Source organism: Streptomyces sp. AC558_RSS880 (genome assembly GCF_019049255.1).
Classification (GTDB): domain Bacteria; phylum Actinomycetota; class Actinomycetes; order Streptomycetales; family Streptomycetaceae; genus Streptomyces.
This window is the reverse complement of record NZ_JAGMUJ010000020.1, coordinates 1-25,428: the sequence shown is the minus strand read 5'-3', so window position 1 is coordinate 25,428 and position 25,428 is coordinate 1. Positions and strand designations below refer to the sequence as shown.

Sequence of the window (25,428 nt, the reverse complement as noted above, 5' to 3'; positions counted from 1 at the left end):
CCGGCCACTCCAATTCCTCCCGCATCCATACGCCAGGGGAGGAACGGATGACATCCGAGGCCCGTCAGTCACAGCACGCCCCCGAACTCCGCGCGGCCGCCCGCCACATCGGCCGCCGCCGGTTCCTGACCGTCACCGGCGCCGCCGCCGCGCTCGCCTTCGCGGTCGACGTGCCCGGCGCGGGCACCGCGGCCGCCGCCGAACTCGACGCCGCGCAGCTCACCGACGACCCGTTCACGCTCGGAGTCGCCTCCGGCGACCCGCTGCCCGACTCCGCCCTGCTGTGGACGCGCCTGGCCCCCGCCCCCTACCAGGCCGACGGCGGACTGCCCGCGCGACGCGTCACCGTCGGCTGGGAACTCGCCCTGGACGAACGGTTCCGCCGCGTCGTCAGACGGGGCGAGGCCACCGCCCACCCCGAGTTCCACCACACCGTGCACGTCGAGGCCGGCCACCTCGCCCCCGGCCACGTCTACTACTACCGCTTCCGGGCCGGCCGCTTCGTCAGCCCCGTCGGCCGCACCCGCACCGCGCCCGCGACCCGCGGCAGGGCCGACGGCCTCACCTTCGGCGTGGTCTCGTGCCAGCGCTACGACCAGGGCTACTACACCGCGTACCGCCACCTCGCCGAGGAGGACGTGGACGTCGTCTTCCACCTCGGCGACTACCTCTACGAGTACGCCGTCAACGCCGTCGCGGGCTCGCGCGCCTACCCCGCCGGCACCCTGCCCGCGCTGTTCGGCCACGAGACGGTGACGCTGGAGGACTACCGCCTGCGGTACGCCCTCTACAAGTCGGACCCCGACCTGCGGGCCGCGCACGCCGCGCACCCCTTCGTCGTCACCTGGGACGACCACGAGACCGAGAACAACTACGCCGGCGACGCCCCGGAGAACAGCGTCCCGCCGGAGGAGTTCCTGCTGCGCCGGGCCGCCGCCTACCGGGCCTACTGGGAGAACATGCCGCTGCGGCGCCCGCAGTTGCCCGAGGGCCCGGACCTGAAGCTCTACCGCCGCCTGCACTGGGGCCGGCTGGCCCAGTTCGACGTGCTCGACACCCGCCAGTACCGCTCCAACCAGGCGTACGGCGACGGCTGGCAGTACCCGGGCCCGGAGTCCGAGGACCCGTCGCGCACCCTGACCGGGGACGCCCAGGAGCGCTGGCTGCTCAACGGCTGGCACCGGTCGGACGCGGTGTGGAACGTGCTGCCCCAGCAGGTCACGTTCTCCCAGCGGTTCAACTCGAGCACGGCGCCCTCCAAGGTCTCCATGGACTCCTGGGACGGCTACCCGGCCTCCCGCGAGCGGGTGCTGGCCGGCGCGCAGGCCGCCGGCGTCGAGAACCTCATGGTCCTCACCGGCGACGTGCACGTGCACTACGGCTTCGACATCAAGCGCGACTTCTCCGACCCGGACTCCCGGACCGTGGGCACGGAGATCGTCACGACCTCCGTCACCAGCGGCGGCAACGGCTCGGAGAAGCCCTCCAACTGGGACACCTACATGGCCGCCAACCCGCACATGAGGTTCTACAGCGGGCTCCGCGGCTACACCACGGTGTCGCTCGGCCGTGAGCTGGCGCGCGCCGACTTCAAGACGGTGTCCCACGTGACCACGCAGGGCGCGCCGCTCACGACCGCCGCCTCCTTCGTCACGGAGGTGGGGGAGCAGGGGCTCAAGCCGGCGTGACGGCCTGCCGGTCCTGCTCCGTCTCTCCCGGGTAGCGGACGCCGACGCGGTCCCGGATCGCGTCGAGCGTCCGCATCACGGCGAGGGTGCCGTCGAGCGGGACCAGCGGGGACTCGGTCTCGCCGGCCCGCAGGGCCCGCATCGCCTCGACGGCCTCGTGCCTGAGGCTGTCGCGGGGACCGTCGGCCGGGTCGGCCGTGAACTCCTCGGCGTCCCGGCCGTCCCGGTGCAGCACGAACCGCTCCGGGAAGAAGAAGCCGGACGGAATGTCGATGCGGCCCTCGGAACCGGTGATCGAGGCGTAGGTCGCCGTACCGCCCACGATGGAGCAGTGCACCGAGGCGAGAGCGCCGCTCTCCCACGAGAGCAGCGCCCCCGTCTGGAGGTCGACGCCCTCCTCCGAGAGCATCGCCCGCGCCGTGACGTCCGACGGCTCCCCGAGCAGCAGCTGCGTGAACGACACCGGGTACACGCCCAGGTCCAGCAGGGCGCCCCCGCCCAGCGCCGGGTCCCGCAGCCGGTGCGACGCCGGGAACGGACCCGAGAGGCCGAAGTCCGCCTGCACGTGGCGCACCTCGCCGATCGCGCCGTCGTCGACCAGTGCCTTCAGCCGCCGCACCATCGGATGGCAGTACGTCCACATGGCCTCCATCAGGAAGCGCCCGTTGCCCCGCGCCAGCGCGACCAGCTCCTGAGCCTCCCGCGCGTTCAGCGTGAACGGTTTCTCGCACAGCACGTTCCGCCCGGACTCCAGCATCAGTCCGGCCGCCGCGCGGTGCGCCGAGTGCGGAGTGGCGACGTAGACGATGTCGACCTCCTCGTCGAACGCCAGCGACTCCCAGTCGCCGTACGCCCGCGGTATCCCGAACCGCTCGGCGAACGCCTTCGCCGGCTCCACCGACCGCGACGCCACCGCCACGACCTCCGCGTCCGGCACGTCCACCAGGTCCGCGGTGAACCTCGCGGCGATCCCACCGGTCGCCAGAATGCCCCAGCGCACCTTCTGCTCCGTCATGCGTCCCACCCTGCTCGTGTCGTTCGTCACATCCTGAACGGATGTGGATGGAAGCGCTCCCATGACATCGCCGTTGACGCCGAGCACTCCGTACGAGCTGAGAGCATAGGGAGCCGATGGCATGGAAAGGGAGGGGCCACATGCCCGAGGGTGGGGCGTCCATATCGAACCCGGCAGCGAATCCGGCGACGAACTCGACAGCGAACCCGGCAGCGAACCCGGGTGTGAGCAGGGCACCGGAGACGGCCGTCCCGGGCCCGAGGGCGGACGGGGCGGCGCTCCGCGCGACCGCCGGCCGCCGCACGAGCCTCCTGGTCACACTGGTCCTCGGCGGCCTGACCGCCACGCCCCCGCTGGCGATGGACATGTACCTCCCCGCCCTGCCGGCGGTCACCCAGTCCCTGCACGCGCCCGCCGCCACCGTCCAGCTGACGCTCACCGCCTGTCTGGCCGGCATGGCGTTCGGGCAGCTGGTGGTCGGCCCGATGAGCGACCGGTGGGGCCGCCGCCGGCCGCTGCTCGTCGGCCTCGTGGTCTACGTCGTCGCCACCGCGCTGTGCGCCTTCGCGCCGACCGTCGAACTCCTCGTCGCCTTCCGGCTGGCGCAGGGCCTCGCGGGCGCGGCCGGCATCGTCATCGCGCGGGCGGTCGCCCGCGACCTGTACGACGGCGTGGCCATGGCCCGCTTCTTCTCCACCCTCATGCTGATCTCCGGGGTCGCGCCGATCGTGGCGCCGCTCATCGGCGGGCAGATCCTGCGGGTGACGGACTGGCGGGGCGTGTTCGTCGTCCTGACCGGCGTCGGGGTACTGCTGACGGCCGTCGTCTGGGCGAGGCTGCCGGAGACACTGGCCCCCGCCGACCGGCACGACGGAGGCGTCGGCGAGACGCTCGGCTCGATGCGCCGGCTGCTCGCCGACCGCGTGTTCACCGGCTACACGCTCACCGGCGGATTCGCCTTCGCCTCCCTCTTCGCCTACGTCGCCGCCTCCCCGTTCGTCATCCAGGAGATCTACGGCGCCTCCCCGCAGACGTTCAGCCTGCTGTTCGGGCTCAACTCGATCGGGCTGGTGGTCATGGGGCAGATCAACGGCAAGGTGCTGGTCGGCCGGGTCCGGCTGGACAAGGCGACCGGTCTCGGGCTGGCCGTGGTGGTCGTCGCGGCGGTCGCGCTGCTGCTGATGTCGCTGGGCACGTTCGGCGAGGTGGGGCTGGTACCGGTGGCCGCCGCGCTGTTCGTGCTGATGTCCGCGATGGGCATCACCCTGCCCAACACGCAGACCCTCGCCCTGATGCGCACCAGGCACGCCGCCGGCTCCGCGTCGGCGCTGCTCGGCACGACGTCCTTCCTCATCGGCGCGATCGCCTCCCCGCTGGTCGGGATCGCCGGGGAGGACACCGCCGTCCCGATGGCCGTCGTCCAGCTGGTCGCCGCCCTCGTGGCGCTGGCCTGCTTCCTGGGAATGTGCCGTCCGTGGAGCGGATCGGCCGGTGCGAAGGGCGGGGGCGTCTGAGCGCGCCGCGACTGCGTGACGGCACACCGGAGCGGGCCGGGCTCGACACGCGGGAACTACGTCACCTGGTCCGGGAGGTCCACGCCCGCACCGGTGGCGAGCGGCCCTGGGCGGCGGGCGCCGTCGTGGTCGTCGGGCGCGGCCCGGTGCTCGCCGTGCAGGAGGCGGCGGGCTGGGCGGTGCGCTACGCGGCGTACGACGAGGAGACGGACGCCCCGGTCGAGCTGCCGCCGGCCGAACGCGTCCCGATGACCGTGGACACCCCCTTCGACCTGGCGTCCCTGACCAAACTGTTCACCTCGGTGGCGGTGGTGCAGCAGATCGAGCGGCGCACGCTGGGCATCGACGCGCGCGTGGGCGCGTACCTGCCGGACTTCACGGGCGCGGCGCGGCACGGGATCACCATCCGCCAGCTGCTCACCCACACCTCCGGGCTGCGCCCCGAACTCCCGTTGTACGACTGTGCCGACGACGCGGAACGGCTGGCGCTGCTGCGCGCGGAGCGGCCCGTCGGGGTGCCCGGCACGTACTGCTACTCCGACCTCAACATGCTGCTGCTCCAGCACGTCCTGGAGCGCATCACCGGCCGCCCGCTCGACGTCCTCGTGCGCGACGGCATCACCCGGCCGCTCGGCATGACCGCGACCGGCTTCGGGCCGTGCCCGGACGCGGCGGCGACGGAGGACCAGCGGCGGCCGTGGGCCAAGGCGGACCGGGGGATGCTGCGGGGCGAGGTGCACGACGAGAACGCGTGGGCGCTGGGCGGGGTGGCGGGCCACGCCGGGCTGTTCTCCACGGGGCGGGACCTGGCGGTCTTCTGCCGGACCCTGCTGGCGGGCGGTTCGTACGGCCCCGCCCGCATCCTCGGTCCCGACTTCGTGGACCTGCTGTTCACCCCGCCCGGCCTGGGCTTCGCCCTGGACCAGCCGTGGCTCATGGGGGAACTGGCGGGGCGGGGGGCCGCGGGCCACGCCGGCTTCACGGGCACGTCCCTGGTCCTGGACCGGGCCACGGACACGTATCTGATCCTGCTGGCCAACACGGTCCATCCGCGCCGCCCGGTCCCGCCGGACAGCACGCCGAGGGCGCAGGCGGCGACGCGGGTGGCGCGGGCGGTGCGGGGGAGGTGAGCGACGTCCCCGATGGTGAGCGACGTCCCCGATGGTGAGCGACGTCCCCGATGGTGAGCGGTGCCCTCGATGGTGAGCGACGTCCTCGATGGTGAGCGGTGCTGCCGCCGGTGAACGATGCTCCCCGACGTGAGCGACGCCCCACCCTGACGCGTCCTCGTAGAATCGCCGGGTGAACGCCCTCGCCTCCCCGCCCACCGCCGAGACTCTCCGTACCGCCCTCGCCGGGCTGCTCGACGGGCTTCCGGCGCGGCAGGCCGCGCAGGCCGTCGAGCGGCTGATCGCCAACTACCGGGGCGCCACCCCGACCGAGGCGCCGATCCTGCGGGACCGGGCCGACGTGGCCGCGTACGCCGCCTACCGGATGCCCGCGACGTTCGAGGCGGTGCGGTCCGCGCTGGAGGCGTTCGCGGACGCCGTGCCGGGGTGGGCGCCCGGCGACCACGTGGACGTCGGCGGCGGCACCGGCGCCGCGGCCTGGGCGGTGAGCGCGACCTGGGACGGGGAGCGCCCCGTGACCGTCCTCGACTGGGCCGAGCCCGCCCTCGCCCTCGGCCGGGAACTCGCCGCCGCCAACCCCGCCCTGCACGGCGCCCGCTGGCACCGCTCTCGTATCGGATCGGAGCTCACCCTCGAGAGCACCGATCTCGTCACCGTCTCCTACGTCCTCAACGAGCTCACCGCCCCCGACCGCGCCGCCCTCGTCGACGCCACCGCCGGCGCCGCGCAGTCCGTCGTGATCGTCGAACCCGGCACCCCCGACGGCTACGCCCGCGTCATCGAGGCCCGTGACCGCCTGGTCTCCGCCGGCTTCCACGTCGCCGCCCCCTGCCCGCACAGCGCCGCCTGCCCCATCGTCCCCGGCACGGACTGGTGCCACTTCTCCGCGCGGGTCAGCCGTTCCTCCCTGCACCGCCAGATCAAGGGCGGCTCCCTCGCCTACGAGGACGAGAAGTTCAGCTACGTCGCCGCCACCCGCCTCCCGGTGACCCCGGCCCCCGCCCGCGTCGTCCGCAAGCCGCAGATCCGCAAGGGCCAGGTCCTCCTCGACCTGTGCGAGAAGGACCCGGCCCTGCGCCGCACCACCGTGACCAAGCGCCACGGCGATCTCTACCGGTCGGCCCGGGACACCGACTGGGGCGACCCCTGGCCGCCGCGCGCCGACGCCTGACCGGGCGACGTCCCCTTCCCCTCGTCCGCCTCCTGCCGCTTCTCCTGCAGCTTGCGCAGCAGTTCGCGCTTCTGCGCCTGCGGGTCGAGCCCGCCCCCGACACGCCCCCCGCGCCCGCCCCCGCGCAGGGCCTCGCGGCCCAGGTGCTGTCGGGTGCCGCCGACGCCCAGCATGTTTCCGGCTCCGCCTCGGGTCATGGTGATTTCCCTTCATCAGTACGAGACGTATCGTCTCGCTGTCGACGCCTACCACTGTCCGGCGAGACGCGCCGTCTTGTCAACTGGTAAATTCGGTCCCATGGCCGCACACCAGTCCGCCCCCGACACCACCCGCCGCAGCGAGCGCTCCCGGCGGGCCATCTACGACGCCGCCCTCGCCCTGGTCGTCGAGGTCGGCTACCCGAAGACCACCATCGAGGGCATCGCCTCCCGCGCCGGAGTCGGCAAGCAGACGATCTACCGGTGGTGGTCGTCGAAGGCGGACGTGCTCCTCGAGGCGTTCCTCGACATGGCCGAGCGGGCGGCAGCGACGGCCGGCCAGGTCCCGTACGCCTTCCCGGACACCGGCGACCTCGCCGCAGACCTCAAGCTCGTCCTGCGCGCCACGGTCGACGAGCTGCGGGACCCCTCCTTCGAGGCCCCCTCCCGCGCGCTGGCCGCCGAGGGCGTCGTCAACGAGGAACTCGGCCGAAGGCTCGTCGCCCGACTGCTGGAACCCCAGCTCCAGCTGTACGTCGAGCGCCTGCGCTCCGCCCAGGACGCCGGGGACGTCCGCCCCGACGTCGATCCGCGCATCGCCCTGGAACTCTTCGTCTCCCCCCTCGCCCAGCGCTGGCTCCAGTACACGGGCCCGATCACCTACGACTACACCGACACCCTCGTCGACTACGCCCTCAACGGCCTCGCACCCCGCTGACCGGCCCGGACGGCCGACGGCCTCACCGCCCCGGCGCCGCGCTCACCCTCCCCGGCACCCGCGCCGGATGCCGGGCCAGCCGCCCCGGCGCGTCCGTGATGACGCCGTTGCAGCCCAGCGCCAGGGCGCGGTCGCGCTGGGCCGGGGTGACGACCGTGTGGGCCCACACCCGGGGGATGCCGGAGCGCACCGCGCGCCGCAGATCGGCGTCCCGCGCCTTGACGTCGACGTCGAGCAGGTCCACGTAGGAGCGCCAGCGCTCGGGACGGTCGGTGCGCAGCTGGCGGGCCGAGCGCCACAACTGGGTCAGCAGGCCCATGCGGTGGACGCGGAGGGCGACCCCGGGGTCGTTGGTGTTCACGAACACCGAGCGGGTCAGGCCGCGGGCACGGATCAGCGCGGCCAGCCGGTCGACCCCGCGCGGATCCTTCGCCTCCAGCGTCAGCACGATCCGCCCGCCGAACCGGTCCAGCACCTCGGCGACCGTCGGCGGCCGCTCCGAACGCCAGCTCCCCGGCAGCCGGTCGCGCGGACGCAGCCGTACGCCCCGCCACTCCCCGGCGTCCAGGCCGCGCACCTCGCCGCCCAGAAAGGTCGTGCGGTTCAGGGTCGCGTCGTGGAAGACCACCGGCGTGCCGTCCCGCAGCACCCGCGTGTCGAAGTCCAGCACCTGCGCCGTACCGCGCCGGTACGCCGCCATCAGCCCCGACATGCTGTTCTCCGGCACCTCGCGGGCCCCGCCCCGGTGGGCGGCGTACGGGACGCGGGGCAGCGAGTCCACCGTCAGCGGCCCGGCCCCCCACTCCAGCGGGCGGCCGCCGCCGTGGCCCGTGAGCGTCAGCGAGACCACGGAAGCCACGGCCGCCAGGCCCGTCAACGCGACGCTTGTGACCATGACGACCACGGTAGGTCCGCGGATCACCGCGGACCGCCCGACGGCACCCGAACCGGTGCACGCCCCCTCGCCGCGTGTACCCTTCGTCACCCCTCGTCCCGTCGGTGCTCCCTCGTCCCACCTGCGCCGATTGTGGGCTCCGGCCCCCCGAGGCGCACGATCGTGGGACCATAGGGCATGCTGTGTGGCACGACGGCGAGGCGAGGGGATAGATGAGCGCGGAGTTCGGCGGCCGGACCGGCCGGCAGGGCAGGCTCTCCCAGTGGCTGCGCGGACGCCGCCCGAAGCAGGCCGCCGACGAGGGCGGCCGTGAGGCCCTGCTGCTCGCCGCCGCCGAAGCGGGACTGCCGCTCGCGCCCGCCGCCCACCCCGCCACCGGATACGGCTGCTCCTGCGACCGCGTGGGCTGTCCCACCCCCGCCCGGCACCCGGTGTCGTTCGCCTGGCAGACGCAGTCCACCACCGACCGCGCCCAGATCGAGCGCTGGGCCCGCCACCAGCCGCAGGCCAACTTCATCACCGCCACCGGCATGGTGCACGACGTCCTCGACGTCCCCCTGGACGCCGGCCGCGAGGCGCTCACCCGCCTCCTCGACGCCGGCGTCGAGGTCGGCCCCGTCGCCGAGAGCGACGACGGCCGGATGCTGTTCTTCACCCTCACCCGCGGCACCCCCGAGGACGAGGACGAGTGGTGGCCGTGCGAGCTGGACTGCCACCCGGAGACCATGGACGAGCACCCCGGCCTGCGCTGGCACTGCCGTGGCTCCTACGTCCTCGTACCGCCCGCCCGCCTCCCCGGCGACGACGACCAGTCGGTGCATTGGGTACGCGGCCCCGAGCACCCGCTCCCGGACCCGCTGAGCCTGCTGGAGGTCCTCACCGACTCCTGCGCCCGCCACGTCGGCGAACAGCCCGACCACGCAGGCACGGCCTGGCCCCTGCGCCACTGAGCCCGGCCCCTGTGCCACTGGGCCACTGAGCCCGGTTCCGGAAGAGGCTTACTCGCCCTGCGCCGACGTCAGTCCCTGGATCCGCCCCAGGACCTCCACCTCACCGTCGGCCGGGTCCAGCGCCACCTCGTTGGAGACGAACTCCATCGTCAGCGACTGCCGTATCTCCCCGGTCGTCAGCGCCAGCACGTCCTTGTTCGGCGTCGGCACCGACGCCCCGGCCGCGGCGGTCTGCTTCTCGAAGTGGCGGGTGGTGAAGAACACCAGCGCCCCGCCGTCCTTCGTGCGCAGTGCCAGCGGCGCGTAGTCGCCGTCCGTCACCGGCTCGTCGATGTACTGCGTGGCCAGCCCCGGCCGCGACGACTTCTTCGCGCGCTGGGTCCGCCACCCGCTGGTGTGCGGGCCGTCCGAGAAGGCGTCCCCGCCGTCCTTGAGGAACGACGTGTATTCCTCGCTCAGTTCGCCCGGCGGCACGGTCACGTCGGACGTGTTGGCGGGTACCGCCTCGGCCCAGCCGTCCTCGTCGGTCTTGAACTCCGGTATGTCCTCCGGGAGGACCAGCGTCAGATACGCCGCCTCCCAGGTCTCGTCCAGCCCGTTGCGGGTGAACACCAGCAGCCAGCGCGACTCGCCGCCCTTGTTGCCGGCCGCGTCGGCGAGGAACCAGCGCGGCCAACCGGCCTTCTTGGGGATGGTGAACTTCGCGTCCGTCAGCTCCAGCGGCGTGTGCGAGGCGTTGCCCTCCGGACTGTTGGCCCGCCCGGCCTTCAGCCGCGCCTCGTCGATGTCGGCGAGGGCGCCGGTGGTGTGGTCGGCGTCCAGGGAACTGTCGTACGCCTTGTCGGCCTCGTTGTACGCGGCCGTGAACTCCTCGAGCGCCTTGGCGGCTTCGGCGCGGGTGGTGGCCGGGAGCACCTCGCGCTCACCGTGCACCACCACACAGCCGCTCGCCGTCACCGACAGGGCGACCACGAGCACGCACGTGTCGATCCTGCGGTGCCTGAGGTGCCTGCGGAGCCTTCGAAGGCCGAGATCCCTGGTCATCCGGTTCCTTCCCCCTTCCCGGAGGCGAACCCTACCGGGACGAGGAAAAGCGCGAGCGCCGGGACCGGGTACAGCGGCCACACCGTGACCTGGAGGACGGCCGGATCAGGCGGAGGCCGATCCGTCCCGCGCGGGAAGCACCAGGACCGCCCCCGTGCGGGGGTGCGGGAACACCTCGACGGGCTGCTCGTACACCTCCGACAGCAGCCGCTGCGTGAAGACGTCCTCCGGTGGCCCGTCGGCCGCGACCCGGCCCGCGCGCAGGACCGCCACCCGGTGCGCGTGGGCCGCCGCGAGTCCCAGGTCGTGCAGGACGACGACCACCGCGTCACCGGCCCGCGCCCGCGCCCGGCACAGCCGCAGCACCAACTCCTGGTGCCGCAGGTCGAGCGCGGCGGTCGGTTCGTCGAGCAGGAGGAGGGGCGTGCGCTGGGCCAGCACCCGGGCGAGCGCGACCCGGGCCCGCTCGCCGCCGCTGAGCGCGGAGAAGGGGCGGGCGGCGAAGCCGGTCACCTCGGTGGCGGCCATCGCCCCGGCCACGGCGGCCTCGTCCTCGTCCCCGCCCTTGTCCCCGTCCCCGTGCTCGTCCTTGCCGGGCCGGGCGGCGGCGGCGGCCCAGGGTGCCCGGCCCATGCGGACCACCTCCTCGACCGTGAACGGGAAGGAGAGGGACGCGGACTGGGGCAGGACGGCCCGGCGCAGCGCGAGTTCGGGCGCGGACCAGCCGGACGCGGGACGCCCGTGGATCCGCACGGTGCCGGTGGTGGGCGGGAGATCGGCGGCGAGGGCGCTCAACAGGGTGGACTTCCCGGCTCCGTTGGGGCCGACGAGGGCGAGGACCTCGCCGGCGCGGACGGTGAGGTCGACACCGGCGAGCACCACACGGGCGCCGAGCCGTACGGAGAGCCCCTCGGCCTCGGCGAGTACCTCACCGGGCTCGGGGGCGGCCGGCGGAACGGGACGGTTGCGCAGGCGGATCATGCCCAGGGGACGGCTCACGCCCAGCCTCCCTGCCTGCGCCGGGTGCGGCGCAGCAGCCAGAAGAAGAACGGGCTGCCGAGCAGCGCCGTGAGGACACCGAGGGGGAGTTCGGCGGGCTCGGCGACGGTACGGGCCGTCAGGTCGGCGGCGAGCAGCACCAGCGCGCCCAGCAGCGCACTGCCCGGCAGCAGGAACCGGTGCCCCGGCCCGGCCGCCATCCGCAGCAGATGCGGTACGACCAGCCCGACGAACCCGATGATCCCCGACACGCTGACGGCCGCCGCCGTCAGCAGCGCGATGACCAGCACCAGCACGATCCGCAGCCGCTCCACGTCCACGCCCAGGTGCCGGGCCGGCCGTTCGCCGAGCGCCAGCAGGTCGAGCCGGCGGGCGTACAGGGGCGCGACGGTCAGCCCGAGCGCCGCGCACGGCAGGACGGCGAGCACCTTCGGCCAGGTGGCCTGGGAGAGCGAGCCGAGCTGCCAGAAGGTGATCTGGTTGATGGCGGCGGTGTCCGCGACGAACAGGAACAGCCCGATGAGGGCGCCCGCGAAGGCGTTCACCGCGATCCCGGTGAGGATCAGCGTCACCACCTCCGTACGGCCGCCCGAGCGGGACATCGCGTACACCAGCAGGACGGTGGCGAGCCCGGCGGCGAACGCGAGGACCGAAACCGTCCAGTTGCCGAGGAAGTCCAGCCCGAGCGCGATCGCCGCCACCGCGCCCACCGCCGCGCCGGAGGAGACCCCGATGACGCCCGGCTCGGCGAGCGGATTGCCGAACACGCCCTGCATCAGCGCACCGGCGCACCCCAGCGAGGCCCCGACGAGCAGCGCTAGCACGATCCGCGGGAACCGTACGTTCCACAACACCGACTCGGCGACCCGGTCCAGCTCGCCACCGCCCAGCCCGAGCCGGTGCTGCACCGAGGTGAGGACGTCACCGACGGGCACGGGGTAGGCGCCGGTGCCGGCGGCCACGGGGACGAGGACGAGCAGGGCGGCGGCGAGTGAGGCGGTCAACAACCAGGCGGTGGTGTGCCGTTGCCTGCCGACCGGGGGCGCCGGCTCCCGCAGGGTCTTCTCCAGGACGGTCACGCGCCACCGCCGTACAGCCGCGTGGCGACCGGCTCCGGCACTCGGTCCGTACGTGGCCCGGAGCCCTTGCCGCCGATGAGGTGGACGGAGGCGGAGCCGCCTCCGTACGCGGTCGCGGTGAGGGTGAGGGCGAGCACGGGCAGCGGTGCTCCCGCCGGTCGACTGCGCAAGCGTCGCACGGTCCCGTCCGTTCCTTCCGTCCGTGGCGGATGTTGTCCGAGGGGTAGCTTAGGTTAGCCTTACCTACATTCGCTACCGGCTGTCGTCTCCGGAGGGCCCGCCGAGCCCACCCGTCCGCGTGCCCTGGTGACCGCGCTCCGCGCGGCCGTCCTGGGCGCACTCCTCCCGGCCGCCACGGCACACGCCGAGGGACGCACCGTTCGGGGCGGCCGGCTGGACCGGGGCATCGAGTCCTCCTTCCAGCGCTATGTCACCGGCCCCGTGGCGAAGGGGAGTTACTCCCTCACGGACGGCGCGGCGACCGTCGGCGGCAGCGGCTTCCGCTTCCACTCGGCGACGGGGACGTACCAGTTCGACCTCACCCTCAGCCGCCCCGCGGTGAGCACCTCGGGCTCCACCGGCACGCCGTACGTGGACGTCACCAGCAAGGCGAAGGGCACCGGGACGGTCACGACGTCCCCGCCAAGTGCCCTTCGCCTCCTTCTCCCTGGGCGGGATCGACATGCGCGGCGGCGGCACGTCCGTCGTCCTGAACAACCTGCCCGCGACGCTCACCGCGCAGGGCGCCGAGTCCTTCGCCGGGTACTACACGGCCGGGAGCACCCTCGACCCGGTCGACCTCTCGGTCGCCCTGACCGCCGACGCGAACCTGCCCGACGACAACGACACGGACCCCACCGCCTCCACCGCCCCCGCCCCACGTGCCTCTGCCAGACTGCTGGACATGGAGTTGATCGCACGGGGGCGGGACGCCGACGTGTACGCCCTGGACGAGTCCAGGGTGTTGCGGCGTTATCGGCGGGGTGGACCGACGGAGCGGGAAGCGCGGTTGATGACCCATCTGGCGGGCTGTGGGTATCCCGTGCCGAAGGTGTATGAAGTCACCGGCACCGACATGGTTCTGGAACGGCTGACCGGCCCGACGATGCTGGAGGCGCTGGCCCGGCGTCCATGGCAGGTCGGCTCCCTCGGCCGGGCCCTGGGTGGCCTCCACGACCGGCTGCACGCGTTGCCGGCGCCGCAGTGGCTGCCCCGGCGGTTCGCGACGACGGGCGACGACCGGGTGCTGCATCTGGACCTGCATCCGGGCAACGTGCTGCTGACCGGGCGGGGGCCTGTAGTCATCGACTGGAGCAACGCGGGCGCCGGCGACCCCGCTGCGGACGTGGCGATGACCATGGTGACCGTCGGCAGCGCGGAGGTCCCCGGACTGACCGTCCGCCTCGGACGGAGCCTGCTCACCCACAGCATTCGCAAGGGCTGCCGGACCGACCCTCGGCCACTCCTGCGGGACGCGGCCGAGGCCAAGCTGACCGACCCGAACCTTAGACCCGCGGAGGCGGCCTGGCTGCGGCGTCGCGTCGACGACCGGCCCCGCGGCCTGGGACGACCTCGCCGCCCGCGCGGTGCTTCAATGCCCCCGTGACTGATTACGACGTGCTGCGTGTCTTCTGCGGACCTCGCGGCGGGTACGGCAATGAACTCGGTGTCGTCCGCGACGGTTCGGTGATGCCCGAGCGGGAGGACCGGCAGGCGTTCGCCGCGAAGCTCGGGTTCAGCGAGACCGTGTTCGTCGACGACCCCGAGCGCGGGGTGATCGACATCTACACCCCCACCCTGCGCCTGCCCTTCGCCGGCCACCCCTGTGTCGGCGCGGGCTGGCTGCTCGACGTGCCCGAGCTGGTCGTCCCCGCCGGGGTGATGGGCGCCCGGCAGGACGGGGAGTTCTGCTGGATCGAGGCGCGGGCGGAGTGGGTGCCGCCGCGCACCCTGCGCCAGTACGCGAGCGCCGCCGAGGTCGACGACCTGCCCGTGCCGCCGAAGGGGGAGTGGATCTACGCCTGGGCCTGGCTGGACGAGCCGGCCGGCCGCATCCGGGCCCGCGCCTTCCCCGGCCGGGACGACGGCATCGACGAGGACGAGGCGACCGGCGCGGCGGCCCTCCTCCTCACCGACCGATTGGGCCGGGCCCTGAACATCACCCAGGGCACGGGCTCCCAGATCCTCACCGCCCCCCAGCCGGAGGGCTGGACGGAGATCGGCGGCCGGGTCTACCTGGAACGCTGACCGCTCCACTGCATGACGAAGACGCCCCAGACGTCACGGCCGAAGGGGAGCACCGGGCCGTCCGGGTTCTTGCTGTCACGGACGGGGGCGAGGGCGGGGACGTTGCGGGCGAGTTCCAGGCAGTCGCCCTGCCCGCCGCTGTAACTGCTCCTGCGCCATATCGCCGTGTCGGTGGTCGCACGGTTGAAGGCTTCGTGGCTCATGAGTGGTGCAGTTGTGCCCTCATCACGTCGGCACCGCCCACCTGCTGGTGCAGAACACCTTCCGCCAGCACCGCCCAGTACTCGATGGGGCCCTCACCGGCGAGCCGTTCCTGACGGGCGAGGCGCACCCGTACGAACTGGTCGATCTCCTCGGGCGTCTGCCATGCCCGTGAGGCAACCGTGACTGCCCGCCCGTACTCTTCCGTCTGCAAGAGCCCGGGGACCAGCTGTACCTGGTACGTCCGGATGCTGCTGCAGATGGCCTCCATCTCGATCTGATCGATGCAGGTGTCGCTGAGCTGCGCGAGGTGGCGGCGGTCATGGTCCGGACGGGGCAGAAGGTGCGGGTGTGGGGTCAGTGGCGCACCGTGCGGCGCGTGCGCGGCGACCAGTACGCGGCCGGCGGTCCCGCCGTGGTGCTGGAGTTCGACGACGGCCCCGTACTGCGGGTGCACGCGGCCGAACCGTTGGCCGTACGGACGGGGGAGTGCTCCGGATGATGTGGATCTCCGGCACCGGGCCGAATCCGCGCCATCGTCCAAGCCGTCCTGGTCCCCCATGACGTCTGGAACGAAAAGCGTCGAGAAGCCCCCGCTGCCCCACTCACTTGAAAAGCGCGAGCATTTCAGCCCTCACTGTCCACATGTCGCTCATCCGAGCGCCTGGCTGACATCACCCTGCCCACTGCTCACACTTTCGGCAGAAGGTGTTTCCCCCACCTCGCGTTGCTGTGGTGAGGTCACGGAAAAGCTCAGGGCGTCACGCCGACAGCGGGAACTCCTCGCCCAGTGCCCGGAACACGTCCGTGTTCAGTGCGAACGCCCGCTTGCACTCCGTCACGATCCGCTGCTTCTCCAGGTCGTCCGCCGGGACCGCGTCCAGGAGTTCGCGGTAACCCCGCTTGAAGGCCGCCGGGTTGGAGATGTCCTCGAAGACGTAGAAGCGGACGCCGTCGCCCTTCCGCTCGAAGCCCCACGTCTTCTCCGCCTTGCCGCGGATGATCTGGCCGCCGGAGAGGTCGCCCAGGTAGCGGGTGTAGTGGTGGGCGACGTAGCCGGACGGCCAGGTGCGGGCGCACTCGGCGACGCGGGCCGCGTAGGCGCGGGTGGCGGGGAGGGCGGTCAGCGTGGAGCGCCAGCCGGGGCCGCGCAGGTGGGCCAGGTCGCGTTCCAGGGAGGGCAGGCGGAACAGTTCCGGCTGGATGAACGGGCCCGCCACCGGGTCCGACGTCAGCCCTTGTGCGCCGGACTCCAGCGCCTCGTACACGAACCACAGCTGCTCGGTGTAGCGCGCGTACGCGTCCACGCCCAGCCGGCCTCCCAGCAGATCGCTCATGAACGTCGACGTCTCCGCCTCCATGTGCTGCTCGTGGGAGGCGGTGCGGATGAGGGTCGAGAAGGAGTCCATGAGTCCAGATCTTCTATGGTTAGGCTTACCTAAGTCAATGGCTTGCCGACGGGTTGTCGGTAACTTCCACTCTGCCACGGCATGGAAAAGCCCGCCCTCCGGAAGAGGGCGGGCCGAGGGGACCAGGAGGGACGGGGAAGGGCTACGGCAGCGTCAGGATGTCCGCGCCCGTGTCCGTCACGACCAGCGTGTGCTCGAACTGGGCCGTGCGCTTGCGGTCCTTCGTGACCACCGTCCAGCCGTCGTCCCACATGTCGTACTCGTGGGTCCCCAGCGTCAGCATCGGCTCGATGGTGAACGTCATCCCCGGCTGCATCACCGTCGTCGCGTGCGGACTGTCGTAGTGCGGGATGATCAGGCCCGAGTGGAAGGACGTGTTGATGCCGTGGCCGGTGAAGTCGCGGACCACCCCGTAGCCGAACCGCTTCGCGTACGACTCGATCACCCGGCCGATGATGTTGATCTGCCGGCCCGGCTTGACCGCCTTGATCGCGCGGTTGAGGGACTCCCGGGTGCGTTCCACCAGCAGACGGCTCTCCTCGTCCACCTCCCCGACCAGGTACGTCGCGTTGTTGTCGCCGTGCACCCCGCCGATGTACGCCGTCACGTCCAGATTGACGATGTCGCCGTCGCGCAGCACCGTCGTGTCCGGGATGCCGTGGCAGATCACCTCGTTGACCGACGTGCACAGCGACTTGGGGAAGCCGCGGTAACCGAGCGTCGACGGGTAGGCGCCGTGGTCGCACATGTACTCGTGCGCCACCCGGTCCAGTTCGTCCGTCGTCACACCGGGCGCGATCAGCTTCGCGGCCTCCTCCATCGCCCGCGCGGCGATCCGGCCGGCGGTCCGCATCGCCTCGACCGTCTCGGGCGTCTGCACCTCCGGACCGGTGTACGGAGTCGGGGCGGGCTTGCCGACGTACTCGGGACGACGGATGTTCCCGGGCACGGAACGGGTGGGGGACAGCTCCCCAGGGACGAGCAGCGACTGGCCAGACATGCCGGCGAGTCTAATTCAGCGGCGACGGGGGACCATCTTCCTGGCGAGACGGTGAGACGGTGAGACGGTGAGAGGAGCCGGTCATGCCCCTGTTCAAGAAGCGGACGGTCGGAAAGCCGGGCGAGTGGTACTACTGCCTGGAGCACAAGAAGGTCGAGGAGGGCCCCGACTGCCCCGGCAAGGACCGCTTCGGCCCGTACGCGAGCCGCACCGAGGCCGAGCACGCCATGGAGACGGCCCGCGAGCGCAATCTCCAGTGGGAGAACGACTCCAGGTGGCGCGACGCCCCCGCGGGCGAGCGGGACGAGGGCTGACCGCGCCGGGCGGCTACCAGCGCGTCGGCGGCGGGGCCGTCAGCAGGTCGGCCAGCCGCGACAGCCGGTCCCGGAAGCGGCGGGGGCCCCGGCGGGCCGGCAGGACGTCCTCGCCGGCCGCCGCGCTGACCAGGTGCTGCACGGTGTCCAGGTCCAGCTCGGAACCGTCGGGCACGGGCAGGACCTCGTGGGCCATCGCCGGGAGCTCACCCTCACCGGGGCCGAGGGACAGCACCGTCGCCCCGGCCCGGCGGGCGTCGCACACCCGGTCGAGGAGCGGGGCGGCCGTCTCCCCGGGCGCCACCACCAGCAGCGTCTCACCCCGCCGCGCCGCCGCCAGGCGCCCCAGGCCCACCGCCAGGTGTGCGGGGTCCGAGGGGCGCGCGTCGTGCCGTACGAGCGTGGGGGCCAGCTCCGGTGTGCCCGACCAGGCGGCCTCGTCCACCAGGTGCGCCGCCAGATGCCACGGCTCGTACTCCGGTGTGCCCACGAGCAGCAGCCCGCCCCCGTGCGAGACCACCGACCCGCGCAGCGTCCCCGCGAAGTGCCGGGTGGCGCCCAGCCATTCCGTCCCGGCGAGCACGTCCCGCAGCAGCGCGACCCGTACGGCATCCATGCGGCCGCATCCTTCCCCCAACCGCGCCTCCACGTCCCGGTGTTCGAACCGGGTTCGCCCGAACCGGGGACACGGCCCGGGCCGCGTGACGGGGCTCACGCCCGCCGGACGCGGTGCCGTCACGGACGTACAGTCGGGCCATGACCTCCAGTGACAGCGACAATGCACAGAAGCCCGCGAAGGCCCCCGCCAAGGACCCCTGGGACCTGCCCGACGTCTCCGGGCTCGTCGTCGGCGTGCTCGGCGGCACCGGACCGCAGGGCAAGGGCCTCGCGTACCGGCTCGCCAAGGCCGGCCAGAAGGTGATCATCGGCTCCCGGGCCGCCGAGCGCGCGCAGGCCGCCGCCGAGGAGCTCGGCCACGGCGTCGAGGGCGCCGACAACGCCGAGACCGCCCGGCGCAGCGACATCGTGATCGTCGCCGTGCCGTGGGACGGCCACGGCAAGACGCTGGAATCCCTGCGCGAGGAGCTGGTCGGCAAGCTCGTCGTGGACTGCGTCAACCCGCTCGGCTTCGACAAGCAGGGCGCCTACGCGCTGAAGCCGGAGGAGGGCAGCGCCGCCCAGCAGGCCGCCGCGCTGCTCCCGGACTCCCGGGTCACCGCCGCCTTCCACCACCTGTCGGCCGTCCTGCTCCAGGACCCGGAGATCGACGAGATCGACACCGATGTGATGGTGCTCGGCGAGGTCCGCGCCGATGTCGAGATCGTGCAGGCGCTGGCCGGGCGCATTCCGGGCATGCGGGGCATCTTCGCCGGGCGGCTGCGCAACGCCCACCAGGTGGAGTCGCTGGTCGCCAACCTGATCTCCGTCAACCGCCGCTACAAGGCACACGCCGGGCTCCGCGTCACGGACGTATGAGGCGATGGGGGACACTGGAGGCCGTAGCAGTGCCTCAGCAGTGTCCCCCCGACAGGAGCCCGCAGCCATGCCCCGCCTCGCCCTCTACGCCCTCGCCGTCTGCCTCCTCGCCGTCGCCGCGGCCGTCATCTCCTTCGTGCGGGGCAGCGTGTTCATCGGCATCGTCTGGGTGCTGCTGGTGGGCCTGTCGTCCAACATGACCTGGTACTACGTGCGGCGCGGGCGGGCGGTCGAGCGGGACGGCAAGCCGGTCACGGGCTGACCGAGCAGTACCCGCTCGTCTCCCGCCAGAAGCGGAACAGGTCGTAGCCGCAGTACGTGTCGAACTCGTCGATCCCCAGCGTCCCCAGCAGCGAGTCGATCACGTCGAAGAACGCGCCGTTCACCGACGGCACCCACAGCAGCGCGAACACGAACAGCAGACCGAACGGGGCGAACGGCTCCACCTGCCGCCGGACCTTGTACGACAGCCAGGGCTCGATCACGCCGTAGCCGTCGAGACCCGGCACCGGCAGGAAGTTCAGGATCGCGGCCGTCACCTGGAGCAGCGCCAGGAACGCCAGCGCGAACCGGAAGCCGGCCGGTACGCCGTCCAGCGCCCCCAGCCAGAACGGCGCCGTGCACACGACCGCGAACAGCACGTTCGTCAGCGGGCCCGCAGCGGAGATCAGGCTGTGCCGCCACCGCCCCCGGATCCGCCCGCGCTCGATGAACACGGCACCGCCCGGCAGACCGATCCCGCCCATGATCACGAAGACGACCGGGAGCACGATGCTCAGCAGGGCGTGCGTGTACTTCATCGGGTTCAGCGTGAGGTAGCCCTTCGCGCCGACCGATATGTCACCGCTGTGCAGCGCCGTGCGCGCGTGCGCGTACTCGTGCAGGCACAGGGAGACGATCCAGGCGGCCGTCACGAACAGGAACACGGCGACCCCGGGTTGCTCCGCGAACCCGGTCCAGGTGGCCCACCCGGTGACCGCCGTCACGGCCAGGATCCCCAGGAAGACCGGGCTGATCCTCCGGTCGCTGTGACGGGTGGCGGCGGTGGTCATGAGACTCCTCGGACAGTCGGGCACACGCGGGGACTGCCCGACGGTACCGGGCGCACGGTGAAAACGTCTCGCGCACGCCGCCGGTTCCACCCAGGGTGGGGGACGACAACGCCCCCCTCCCGGCCCCTGTGACCGTCCCGGCCGTCACCGGAGAGAATGGACCCCGTGCGCTACCGCATCCTCGGCACCACCCAGGCACTCCGTCCCGACGGCACCGTCGTCCCGGTCGGCGGGGCGCGGCTGCGTGCCCTGCTGACCGTGCTCGCCCTGCGGACGGGGCGCACCGTGCCCGTGGGCCTGCTGGTCGACGAGGTCTGGGACGGTGATCCGCCGGCCGACGCGACCGGGGCGCTGCAGGCGCTGGTGGGGCGGCTGCGCCGGACGCTCGGCGCGGACCAGATCGCCTCCGTCGACGGCGGCTACCGGCTGACCGCCGCACCCGACGACATCGACCTGCACCGTTTCGAGCGGCTGGCCGGCGACGGCCTGCGCGCCCTGGCCGACGGGGACGCCGCGAAAGCGGCCGCCGTCCTCGACGACGCCCTCACCCTGTGGCGCGGCCCCGCCCTCACCGGTCTGCCCGACCGCACCGCCGACACGGCCCGCCTGGCGACCCGGCACCTGGACGTACTGCGCGCCCGGCACACCGCCGCCCTCGCCCTCGGCGACGCCGAGCAGTCCCTGCCCGAGCTGACCGCGCTGTGCGAGGGCCACCCCCTCGACGAACCCCTCCAGGCGCTGCGGCTGCGCGCCCTGCGCGACACGGGCCGCACCGCCGAGGCCCTGGCCGCCTTCGAGGACGTACGACGCCTGCTCGCGGACCGCCTCGGCTCCGACCCCGGCGCCGAACTGCGCGCACTCCACGCCGAGTTGCTGAAACCCGGGCCGGCGCCCAGAACCCGGGTCGGTGCGCCGCCCGGCAACCTGCGGGCCCGGCTGACCTCGTTCGTCGGCCGGGAGGCCGACATCGAGACCATCCGCGCGGACCTCACCGCCGCCCGCCTGGTGACCCTGCTCGGGCCGGGCGGGGCCGGCAAGACCCGGCTGTCGCAGGAGGCCGCCGAGACCGTACGGCAGACCCTCCCCGACGGCGCGTGGCTCGCCGAACTCGCCCCGGTCGACGACCCCGACGCCGTCCCCGAGGCCGTCCTCACCGCCGTCGGCGCCCGCGAGACCGTGCTCTACGGCGCCGGCGCCGAGAGCATGCGGGCCGTCACCGAACGGCACGACGACCCGGTGGAGCGTCTCGCCGAGCACTGCGGACCGCGCCGCATGCTGCTGATCCTGGACAACTGCGAGCACGTCGTCGAGGCCGCCGCCCACCTCGTTCAGACGCTGCTGGAACGCTGCCCCGAGCTCACCGTCCTCGCCACCAGCCGCGAACCGCTCGGCGTGCGCGGTGAGTTGCTGCGCCCGGTGGAGCCGCTGCCCGAGCCGGTCGCGCTGCGCCTGCTCGCCGACCGGGGCGCCGCCGCCCGCCCCGGCTTCCGCACCGACGCCGACGCCGACACCGCGGCGGCCTGCGCGGAGATCTGCCGCCGCCTCGACGGACTGCCCCTGGCCATCGAACTCGCCGCCGCCCGGCTGCGGATGCTCACCCCGCGCCAGATCGCCGACCGGCTCGACGACCGCTTCCGGCTGCTCACCTCCGGCAGCCGCACCGTCCTCCCCAGGCAGCAGACCCTGCGGGCCGTCGTCGACTGGTCCTGGGACCTGCTCGACGAGGACGAACGCGACGTACTGGGCCGCCTTTCGGTCTTCGCGGGCGGCTGCGACCTCGCCGCAGCCGAGGCCGTCTGCGGACCGGTCGCCCTCGACGCGCTCGGCTCCCTCGTCGACAAGTCCCTCGTGGTGGCCGCCCCTTCGGGCGACGGCGAGATGCGCTACCGGCTCCTGGAGACCGTCGCCGAGTACGCCGGCGAACGCCTCGACGAGTCCGGCCGGCGCGCGGAGGCGGAGCGGGCGCACCTGACGTACTTCCGTGAACTCGCCCGCACCACCGAGCCGATGCTGCGCGGCCCGCACCAGGTGGCCGCCATCGCACGGCTGGAGCGGGAGTACGAGAACATCCGCACGGCCCTGCGCCACGCCCTCGCCCTGCGCGACGAGCAGGAGGCGCTCTGCATCACCCTGTCGCTCGTCTGGTACTGGCAGATGCGCGATCTGCGCATCGAGGCCCGCAACTGGTGCTCCGAGGTCATGGCCCTCGCCCCCGACCCGTTCACCGAACCGGTGCGGCCCGCCGCCCCGCTGTGGCAGCGCTGCACCGACGCCCCGCCCCCGATGACCGGCGAGCTCCTCGCCGAGGCCCGCCGCGGGGTGCACCTGGCCCACCTGGCCCACATGGACACCGAACTCGACGACTGGCAGACCCCGCAGGCACAGCACAAGCTGCGCCTCGTCGGCGCGACGTACGAGCCGGGCATGCCGCAGGTCTGCCGGCCGCCCGGCCTGCTCTGGGTGTTCGCCGTGATGCTGACCGGCGACATGGAGCGGCTGCGCCACGTGGTCGACGCGGCGATCCGCACCTGCCGGGAGAACCCCGGCTTCGAGTGGGAGCTGGCCTCCAACCTCCAACTGCGCGCCAACTTCCTGGCCAACCGCAGCGACTGGGCCGGCGACGCCCGTCGCGACGCCGACGAGGCCCTGGAGATCCACCGTCGGCTCGGCGACACCTGGGGCATCGCCGAGGCCCACTCCGCGCGCGGCGAGGCCCTCGAACGCGTCGGCGCGTACGAGGCCGCGGCCGCGGACTTCGAGGCGGCGATCGAGCACGCCGACCGCCTCGGCGCCCGGGCCCACACGGCCGTACTCACCGCCCGGCTGGGTGCCGCCCTGCTGGAGGCGGGCGACTCGGAGCGCGGTGAGCGGCTGCTGCGCGAGGTCATCGACGACACCAGGGGCCGGCACACCGAGGCGCTGCCCGCCGCCCGGCTCTTCCTGGCCGGCTGGCTCTCCACGACCGGGCGCACCGCGGAGGCGCGGGAGCACCTGCGGGCGCTGCGCGAGGAGTTCCGCCTCGCGCACTACGTCGTCTTCGACGCGTTCATCCTCGGCGCCGAGGGCTGGCTGGAGGTGGTCGACGGCAACGACGAGCGGGCCCTGACGATCGTCCGCGAGGCACTCCGCCAGGCGGGCGACCCGCTGTCCGCCGCCATGGCACCCCACATGCGCTCGGCGTACGTCACCACGGGCGCCGTCGCCCTCGCCGGAGTCGACGGCGGGCGGCGCGCCCGGGACGCGGCACGCTGCCTCGGCGCGGCCGACTCCTGGCTGCCGCCCGAACACCACGCCGGGCAGGTGGAACGCCAGGTGCGCGAACGCGCCGAGGCACGTGTCCGGGCGGCACTCGGCGGCGCGGCGTACGACACCGCGTACGCCGAGGGCGCCGGCCTCTCCCCGGAGGAGGCCGCCGCCCTGCTCGAACCGGCGTGATCAGCTCTTCGTACGGAACTTGTGGATCGCGATCGGCGCCATCACCGCCGTGATCCCCACCGACCAGGCCAGCGTCATCCACAGGTCGTGGGCGACCGGGCCGCCCACCATCAGCCCGCGCGCGGCGTCCGCCAGCGCGGACAGCGGGTTGACCTGGGTGAAGGACTCCAGCCAACCCGGCATCGACTGGGTCGGCGCGAAGATCGACGAGCCGAACTGCAGCGGCATCAGCACCAGGAAGCCCATCGCCTGCACCGACTGCGCGTTCTTCATCACCACACCCAGCGTGAGGAAGATCCACATCAGGGCCGAGCCGAACACCGCGGACAGTCCCACGGCCGCGAACAGCCCCGGCCAGTTGGTGATGTCGAAGCCGACGAGCACACCGACGACCATCAGGATGGCGGTGGCGATCAGCATCCGCATCATCTCGACGGAGATCTTGGCGAACAGCACCGAGCCGCGCCCGATCGGCAGCGACCGGAAACGGTCCATGACCCCGGTGTTGAAGTCCTGGTTGAAGCCGGTGCCCACTCCCTGGGCCATGTTCATGCCCATCATGGCCATCAGTCCGGGCACGATGTACTGCACGTACGCCTCCTGCCCGCCGCCCAGCGACTGCCCGATCGAGCCGCCGAAGACGTACACGAACAGCAGGGTGAAGACGACCGGGAACAGCACGGCGTCGAACATCGACTCCGGGTCCTGCCGTATCCACAGCAGATTGCGGCGCACCAGGGCACCGGTGTGGCGCAGATGCCCGCGCAGCGGGATGCGCGCGTCCGCGCGGAGGTCGGCGGCGGTGACGGCGGTGGTGGCGCTCATACGGCGACGACCTCCTCGTGGGTCTCGGCGGACACGGTGTCCTGCGGGGCACCGGCGCGGTGGCCGGTGAGGGACAGGAACACCTCGTCCAGGCTGGGCAGTTCGGTGGTGATGGAGCTGAGCGTGATGCCGCGCTCGGTGACCGCGCCGACCACGGCGGTCAGCTGCTCGTCACTGAGCACCGGGACGAGCACGGCACCCCGCTCGGTGTCCACGGTGGTCGTGGCGAGCCCGGTGACACCCAGCGCGTCGAGGGCGTCCGCCAGCGGGCGCAGCTGCAGCGGATCGGCCGGGCGGACCCGCAGCGTACGGCCGCCGACCTTGGCCTTCAGCTCCTCGATGCCGCCGCTCGCGATGACCTTGCCCCGGTCCACGACGGTCAGCTCGGAGGCGAGCTGTTCGGCCTCCTCCATGTACTGGGTGGTCAGCAGCACCGTCACCCCGTCCCCGACCAGCCGCTTGACCTCGTCCCACACCTCGTTGCGGGTACGGGGGTCCAGTCCCGTGGTCGGCTCGTCCAGGTACAGCACGGCCGGCCGGCCGATCATCGAGGCGGCCAGGTCCAGGCGCCGCCGCATACCGCCCGAGTAGGTGGCCGCCGGGCGCCGTGCCGCGTCGGTGAGCGAGAACCGCTCCAGCAGCTCGTCGGCGCGGGACCGGGCCTCCTTGCGGGACAGGTCGAGCAGCCGCCCGATCAGATACAGGTTCTCCCAGCCCGGAAGCTTCTCGTCCACGGAGGCGTACTGCCCGGTCAGCCCGATCACCCGGCGCAGCTGCCTCGGCTGACGGACCACGTCGTACCCGGCGACGGTGGCGTGTCCGGCGGTCGGCGTGAGCAGGGTGGACAGGATCCGCACCAGCGTGGTCTTCCCGGCCCCGTTCGGCCCGAGCACCCCCATCACGGTGCCCTCACGCACATCCAGGTCGACCCCGTCCAGCGCCTTGGTCTCCCCGTAGTGCTTGACCAGCCCCCGCACGGTGACGGCGTTCCCCGCGCCCCCCAGGTCATTGTCGTTTCGCTTCATGCCCCCGACTCTGCCGCCCCCCACCGACAAACCCCCGACATCCC

At 73.0% G+C, this 25,428-nt stretch carries 27 protein-coding genes and 3 pseudogenes; 14 read left to right on the top strand and 16 right to left on the bottom strand.

The features are described 5' to 3' along the window. Positions 1–47: 47 nt before the first annotated feature. Positions 48–1,688 carry an alkaline phosphatase gene (locus KUM38_RS07835; RefSeq protein ID WP_217128552.1) on the top strand — a complete coding sequence of 547 codons (1,641 nt, stop codon included), beginning with the start codon at positions 48–50 and terminating at the stop codon, positions 1,686–1,688. Here the strand turns inward: KUM38_RS07835 and KUM38_RS07830 are convergent. Further along, positions 1,675–2,703 carry a Gfo/Idh/MocA family protein gene (locus KUM38_RS07830; RefSeq protein ID WP_217128551.1) on the bottom strand — a complete coding sequence of 343 codons (1,029 nt, stop codon included), beginning with the start codon at positions 2,701–2,703 and terminating at the stop codon, positions 1,675–1,677. The genes KUM38_RS07835 and KUM38_RS07830 overlap by 14 nt on opposite strands. Positions 2,704–2,843: 140 nt before the next feature. Between KUM38_RS07830 and KUM38_RS07825 the strand changes: the two genes are divergently transcribed. The 3 genes from KUM38_RS07825 (at position 2,844) to KUM38_RS07815 (ending at position 6,518) form a co-directional block, all read left to right on the top strand. Next, positions 2,844–4,217, top strand: coding sequence for a multidrug effflux MFS transporter (locus KUM38_RS07825; RefSeq protein WP_217128550.1), 1,374 nt, complete (start codon positions 2,844–2,846; stop codon positions 4,215–4,217). After that, positions 4,169–5,347, top strand: a complete 1,179-nt coding sequence (locus KUM38_RS07820; protein WP_217128549.1) for a serine hydrolase — start codon at positions 4,169–4,171, stop codon at positions 5,345–5,347. Before KUM38_RS07825 ends, KUM38_RS07820 begins: the two co-directional genes overlap by 49 nt. Before the next feature lie 172 nt (positions 5,348–5,519). Next, positions 5,520–6,518: a small ribosomal subunit Rsm22 family protein gene (locus tag KUM38_RS07815; RefSeq protein ID WP_217128548.1), complete on the top strand. Its 999-nt coding sequence runs from the start codon at positions 5,520–5,522 to the stop codon at positions 6,516–6,518. Here the strand turns inward: KUM38_RS07815 and KUM38_RS07810 are convergent. Then, a complete protein-coding gene (locus KUM38_RS07810; protein ID WP_217128612.1) occupies positions 6,458–6,715 on the bottom strand; it encodes a DUF6243 family protein in 258 nt (85 codons plus the stop codon). The two genes, KUM38_RS07815 and KUM38_RS07810, sit on opposite strands and share 61 nt — an antisense overlap. Before the next feature lie 100 nt (positions 6,716–6,815). On the opposite strand from KUM38_RS07810, the gene KUM38_RS07805 reads away from it, so the two are divergent. Next, positions 6,816–7,433, top strand: coding sequence for a TetR/AcrR family transcriptional regulator (locus tag KUM38_RS07805; RefSeq protein ID WP_217128547.1), 618 nt, complete (start codon positions 6,816–6,818; stop codon positions 7,431–7,433). A 22-nt stretch (positions 7,434–7,455) separates the two neighbouring features. Here KUM38_RS07805 and KUM38_RS07800 read toward each other — a convergent pair whose 3' ends face one another. After that, a complete protein-coding gene (locus tag KUM38_RS07800) occupies positions 7,456–8,328 on the bottom strand; it encodes a glycerophosphodiester phosphodiesterase (protein ID WP_217128546.1) in 873 nt (290 codons plus the stop codon). Between the two features lie 212 nt (positions 8,329–8,540). Between KUM38_RS07800 and KUM38_RS07795 the strand changes: the two genes are divergently transcribed. Continuing rightward, positions 8,541–9,278, top strand: coding sequence for a bifunctional DNA primase/polymerase (locus tag KUM38_RS07795; protein ID WP_217128545.1), 738 nt, complete (start codon positions 8,541–8,543; stop codon positions 9,276–9,278). 48 nt (positions 9,279–9,326) lie between these two features. On the opposite strand, the gene KUM38_RS07790 is transcribed toward KUM38_RS07795, so the two are convergent. From KUM38_RS07790 to KUM38_RS07775, 5 genes and pseudogenes are all read right to left on the bottom strand, one after another. Beyond that, a complete protein-coding gene (locus tag KUM38_RS07790) occupies positions 9,327–10,322 on the bottom strand; it encodes a hypothetical protein (RefSeq protein ID WP_217128544.1) in 996 nt (331 codons plus the stop codon). Then, a pseudogene (locus KUM38_RS41650) lies at positions 10,285–10,432 on the bottom strand (iron transporter); the annotation flags it as partial. The pseudogene KUM38_RS41650 and the gene KUM38_RS07790, both read right to left, overlap by 38 nt. Continuing rightward, complete coding sequence (locus tag KUM38_RS07785) at positions 10,428–11,303, bottom strand: heme ABC transporter ATP-binding protein (RefSeq protein WP_217128601.1); 876 nt, start codon at positions 11,301–11,303, stop codon at positions 10,428–10,430. The gene KUM38_RS07785 and the pseudogene KUM38_RS41650, both read right to left, overlap by 5 nt. A 14-nt stretch (positions 11,304–11,317) precedes the next feature. Next, positions 11,318–12,379: an iron ABC transporter permease gene (locus KUM38_RS07780; RefSeq protein WP_254396846.1), complete on the bottom strand. Its 1,062-nt coding sequence runs from the start codon at positions 12,377–12,379 to the stop codon at positions 11,318–11,320. Between the two features lie 17 nt (positions 12,380–12,396). Further along, positions 12,397–12,570 (bottom strand): hypothetical protein, encoded by a 174-nt coding sequence (locus tag KUM38_RS07775; RefSeq protein ID WP_217128542.1) that lies wholly within the window; start codon positions 12,568–12,570, stop codon positions 12,397–12,399. A 133-nt stretch (positions 12,571–12,703) separates the two neighbouring features. Here KUM38_RS07775 and KUM38_RS07770 point away from each other — a divergent pair. The 3 genes and pseudogenes from KUM38_RS07770 to KUM38_RS07760 form a co-directional block, all read left to right on the top strand. Next, positions 12,704–13,203, top strand: a pseudogene (locus KUM38_RS07770) (HtaA domain-containing protein); the annotation flags it as partial. Positions 13,204–13,304: 101 nt separating this feature from the next. After that, positions 13,305–14,006 (top strand): phosphotransferase, encoded by a 702-nt coding sequence (locus KUM38_RS07765; protein ID WP_217128600.1) that lies wholly within the window; start codon positions 13,305–13,307, stop codon positions 14,004–14,006. Then, a complete protein-coding gene (locus tag KUM38_RS07760; protein ID WP_217128541.1) occupies positions 14,003–14,647 on the top strand; it encodes a PhzF family phenazine biosynthesis protein in 645 nt (214 codons plus the stop codon). Before KUM38_RS07765 ends, KUM38_RS07760 begins: the two co-directional genes overlap by 4 nt. Here KUM38_RS07760 and KUM38_RS07755 read toward each other — a convergent pair. Continuing rightward, the gene (locus KUM38_RS07755; protein WP_217128540.1) at positions 14,632–14,850 is read right to left on the bottom strand and encodes a DUF397 domain-containing protein; all 219 of its coding nucleotides are present in this window, start codon (positions 14,848–14,850) and stop codon (positions 14,632–14,634) included. The two genes, KUM38_RS07760 and KUM38_RS07755, sit on opposite strands and share 16 nt — an antisense overlap. 2 nt (positions 14,851–14,852) lie before the next feature. Then, positions 14,853–15,149 (bottom strand): annotated as a pseudogene (locus tag KUM38_RS07750) (DUF5753 domain-containing protein); the annotation flags it as partial. 21 nt (positions 15,150–15,170) lie between these two features. Here KUM38_RS07750 and KUM38_RS07745 point away from each other — a divergent pair. Then, a complete protein-coding gene (locus KUM38_RS07745; RefSeq protein ID WP_217128611.1) occupies positions 15,171–15,350 on the top strand; it encodes a hypothetical protein in 180 nt (59 codons plus the stop codon). Between the two features lie 259 nt (positions 15,351–15,609). Here KUM38_RS07745 and KUM38_RS07740 read toward each other — a convergent pair whose 3' ends face one another. Beyond that, positions 15,610–16,257 (bottom strand): heme oxygenase (biliverdin-producing), encoded by a 648-nt coding sequence (locus KUM38_RS07740; RefSeq protein ID WP_217128539.1) that lies wholly within the window; start codon positions 16,255–16,257, stop codon positions 15,610–15,612. Positions 16,258–16,399: 142 nt separating this feature from the next. Beyond that, a complete protein-coding gene (gene map, locus KUM38_RS07735; protein ID WP_217128538.1) occupies positions 16,400–17,257 on the bottom strand; it encodes a type I methionyl aminopeptidase in 858 nt (285 codons plus the stop codon). Between the two features lie 83 nt (positions 17,258–17,340). On the opposite strand from map, the gene KUM38_RS07730 reads away from it, so the two are divergent. Beyond that, entirely contained in the window at positions 17,341–17,571 is a 231-nt protein-coding gene (locus KUM38_RS07730; protein WP_217128537.1) for a hypothetical protein, read from the top strand. 13 nt (positions 17,572–17,584) lie between these two features. Here the strand turns inward: KUM38_RS07730 and KUM38_RS07725 are convergent, their stop codons facing one another. Then, positions 17,585–18,187 carry a hypothetical protein gene (locus KUM38_RS07725; RefSeq protein WP_217128536.1) on the bottom strand — a complete coding sequence of 201 codons (603 nt, stop codon included), beginning with the start codon at positions 18,185–18,187 and terminating at the stop codon, positions 17,585–17,587. Between the two features lie 140 nt (positions 18,188–18,327). On the opposite strand from KUM38_RS07725, the gene npdG reads away from it, so the two are divergent. Both npdG and KUM38_RS07715 read left to right on the top strand, forming a co-directional pair. Next, positions 18,328–19,047, top strand: coding sequence for an NADPH-dependent F420 reductase (npdG, locus tag KUM38_RS07720; protein WP_217128535.1), 720 nt, complete (start codon positions 18,328–18,330; stop codon positions 19,045–19,047). A gap of 4 nt (positions 19,048–19,051) precedes the next feature. Then, the gene (locus KUM38_RS07715; protein WP_217128534.1) at positions 19,052–19,309 is read left to right on the top strand and encodes a hypothetical protein; all 258 of its coding nucleotides are present in this window, start codon (positions 19,052–19,054) and stop codon (positions 19,307–19,309) included. On the opposite strand, the gene KUM38_RS07710 is transcribed toward KUM38_RS07715, so the two are convergent. Next, complete coding sequence (locus tag KUM38_RS07710) at positions 19,299–20,099, bottom strand: site-2 protease family protein (RefSeq protein ID WP_217128533.1); 801 nt, start codon at positions 20,097–20,099, stop codon at positions 19,299–19,301. The genes KUM38_RS07715 and KUM38_RS07710 overlap by 11 nt on opposite strands. A gap of 156 nt (positions 20,100–20,255) precedes the next feature. Between KUM38_RS07710 and KUM38_RS07705 the strand changes: the two genes are divergently transcribed. Continuing rightward, a complete protein-coding gene (locus tag KUM38_RS07705) occupies positions 20,256–23,534 on the top strand; it encodes a BTAD domain-containing putative transcriptional regulator (protein WP_217128532.1) in 3,279 nt (1,092 codons plus the stop codon). Here the strand turns inward: KUM38_RS07705 and KUM38_RS07700 are convergent, their stop codons facing one another. Both KUM38_RS07700 and KUM38_RS07695 read right to left on the bottom strand, forming a co-directional pair. Beyond that, a complete protein-coding gene (locus tag KUM38_RS07700; protein ID WP_217128531.1) occupies positions 23,535–24,359 on the bottom strand; it encodes an ABC transporter permease in 825 nt (274 codons plus the stop codon). Continuing rightward, positions 24,356–25,384, bottom strand: a complete 1,029-nt coding sequence (locus KUM38_RS07695) for an ATP-binding cassette domain-containing protein (protein ID WP_217128530.1) — start codon at positions 25,382–25,384, stop codon at positions 24,356–24,358. The genes KUM38_RS07700 and KUM38_RS07695 overlap by 4 nt, the downstream gene beginning before the upstream one ends. Positions 25,385–25,428: the final 44 nt, after the last annotated feature.

Coding starts and splice junctions, on each gene's coding strand:
- KUM38_RS07695 (WP_217128530.1), bottom strand. CDS start 25,384: ATGAAGCGAAACGACAATGACCTGGGGGGCGCGGGGAACGCCGTCACC.
- npdG (WP_217128535.1), top strand. CDS start 18,328: ATGACCTCCAGTGACAGCGACAATGCACAGAAGCCCGCGAAGGCCCCC.
- KUM38_RS07705 (WP_217128532.1), top strand. CDS start 20,256: ATGGACCCCGTGCGCTACCGCATCCTCGGCACCACCCAGGCACTCCGT.
- KUM38_RS07745 (WP_217128611.1), top strand. CDS start 15,171: ATGGTCCGGACGGGGCAGAAGGTGCGGGTGTGGGGTCAGTGGCGCACC.
- KUM38_RS07765 (WP_217128600.1), top strand. CDS start 13,305: ATGGAGTTGATCGCACGGGGGCGGGACGCCGACGTGTACGCCCTGGAC.
- KUM38_RS07730 (WP_217128537.1), top strand. CDS start 17,341: ATGCCCCTGTTCAAGAAGCGGACGGTCGGAAAGCCGGGCGAGTGGTAC.
- KUM38_RS07740 (WP_217128539.1), bottom strand. CDS start 16,257: ATGGACTCCTTCTCGACCCTCATCCGCACCGCCTCCCACGAGCAGCAC.
- KUM38_RS07825 (WP_217128550.1), top strand. CDS start 2,844: ATGCCCGAGGGTGGGGCGTCCATATCGAACCCGGCAGCGAATCCGGCG.
- KUM38_RS07715 (WP_217128534.1), top strand. CDS start 19,052: ATGGGGGACACTGGAGGCCGTAGCAGTGCCTCAGCAGTGTCCCCCCGA.
- KUM38_RS07725 (WP_217128536.1), bottom strand. CDS start 18,187: ATGGATGCCGTACGGGTCGCGCTGCTGCGGGACGTGCTCGCCGGGACG.
- KUM38_RS07795 (WP_217128545.1), top strand. CDS start 8,541: ATGAGCGCGGAGTTCGGCGGCCGGACCGGCCGGCAGGGCAGGCTCTCC.
- KUM38_RS07800 (WP_217128546.1), bottom strand. CDS start 8,328: ATGGTCACAAGCGTCGCGTTGACGGGCCTGGCGGCCGTGGCTTCCGTG.
- KUM38_RS07755 (WP_217128540.1), bottom strand. CDS start 14,850: ATGAGCCACGAAGCCTTCAACCGTGCGACCACCGACACGGCGATATGG.
- KUM38_RS07835 (WP_217128552.1), top strand. CDS start 48: ATGACATCCGAGGCCCGTCAGTCACAGCACGCCCCCGAACTCCGCGCG.
- KUM38_RS07785 (WP_217128601.1), bottom strand. CDS start 11,303: ATGATCCGCCTGCGCAACCGTCCCGTTCCGCCGGCCGCCCCCGAGCCC.
- KUM38_RS07830 (WP_217128551.1), bottom strand. CDS start 2,703: ATGACGGAGCAGAAGGTGCGCTGGGGCATTCTGGCGACCGGTGGGATC.
- KUM38_RS07810 (WP_217128612.1), bottom strand. CDS start 6,715: ATGACCCGAGGCGGAGCCGGAAACATGCTGGGCGTCGGCGGCACCCGA.
- KUM38_RS07790 (WP_217128544.1), bottom strand. CDS start 10,322: ATGACCAGGGATCTCGGCCTTCGAAGGCTCCGCAGGCACCTCAGGCAC.
- KUM38_RS07805 (WP_217128547.1), top strand. CDS start 6,816: ATGGCCGCACACCAGTCCGCCCCCGACACCACCCGCCGCAGCGAGCGC.
- KUM38_RS07710 (WP_217128533.1), bottom strand. CDS start 20,099: ATGACCACCGCCGCCACCCGTCACAGCGACCGGAGGATCAGCCCGGTC.
- map (WP_217128538.1), bottom strand. CDS start 17,257: ATGTCTGGCCAGTCGCTGCTCGTCCCTGGGGAGCTGTCCCCCACCCGT.
- KUM38_RS07700 (WP_217128531.1), bottom strand. CDS start 24,359: ATGAGCGCCACCACCGCCGTCACCGCCGCCGACCTCCGCGCGGACGCG.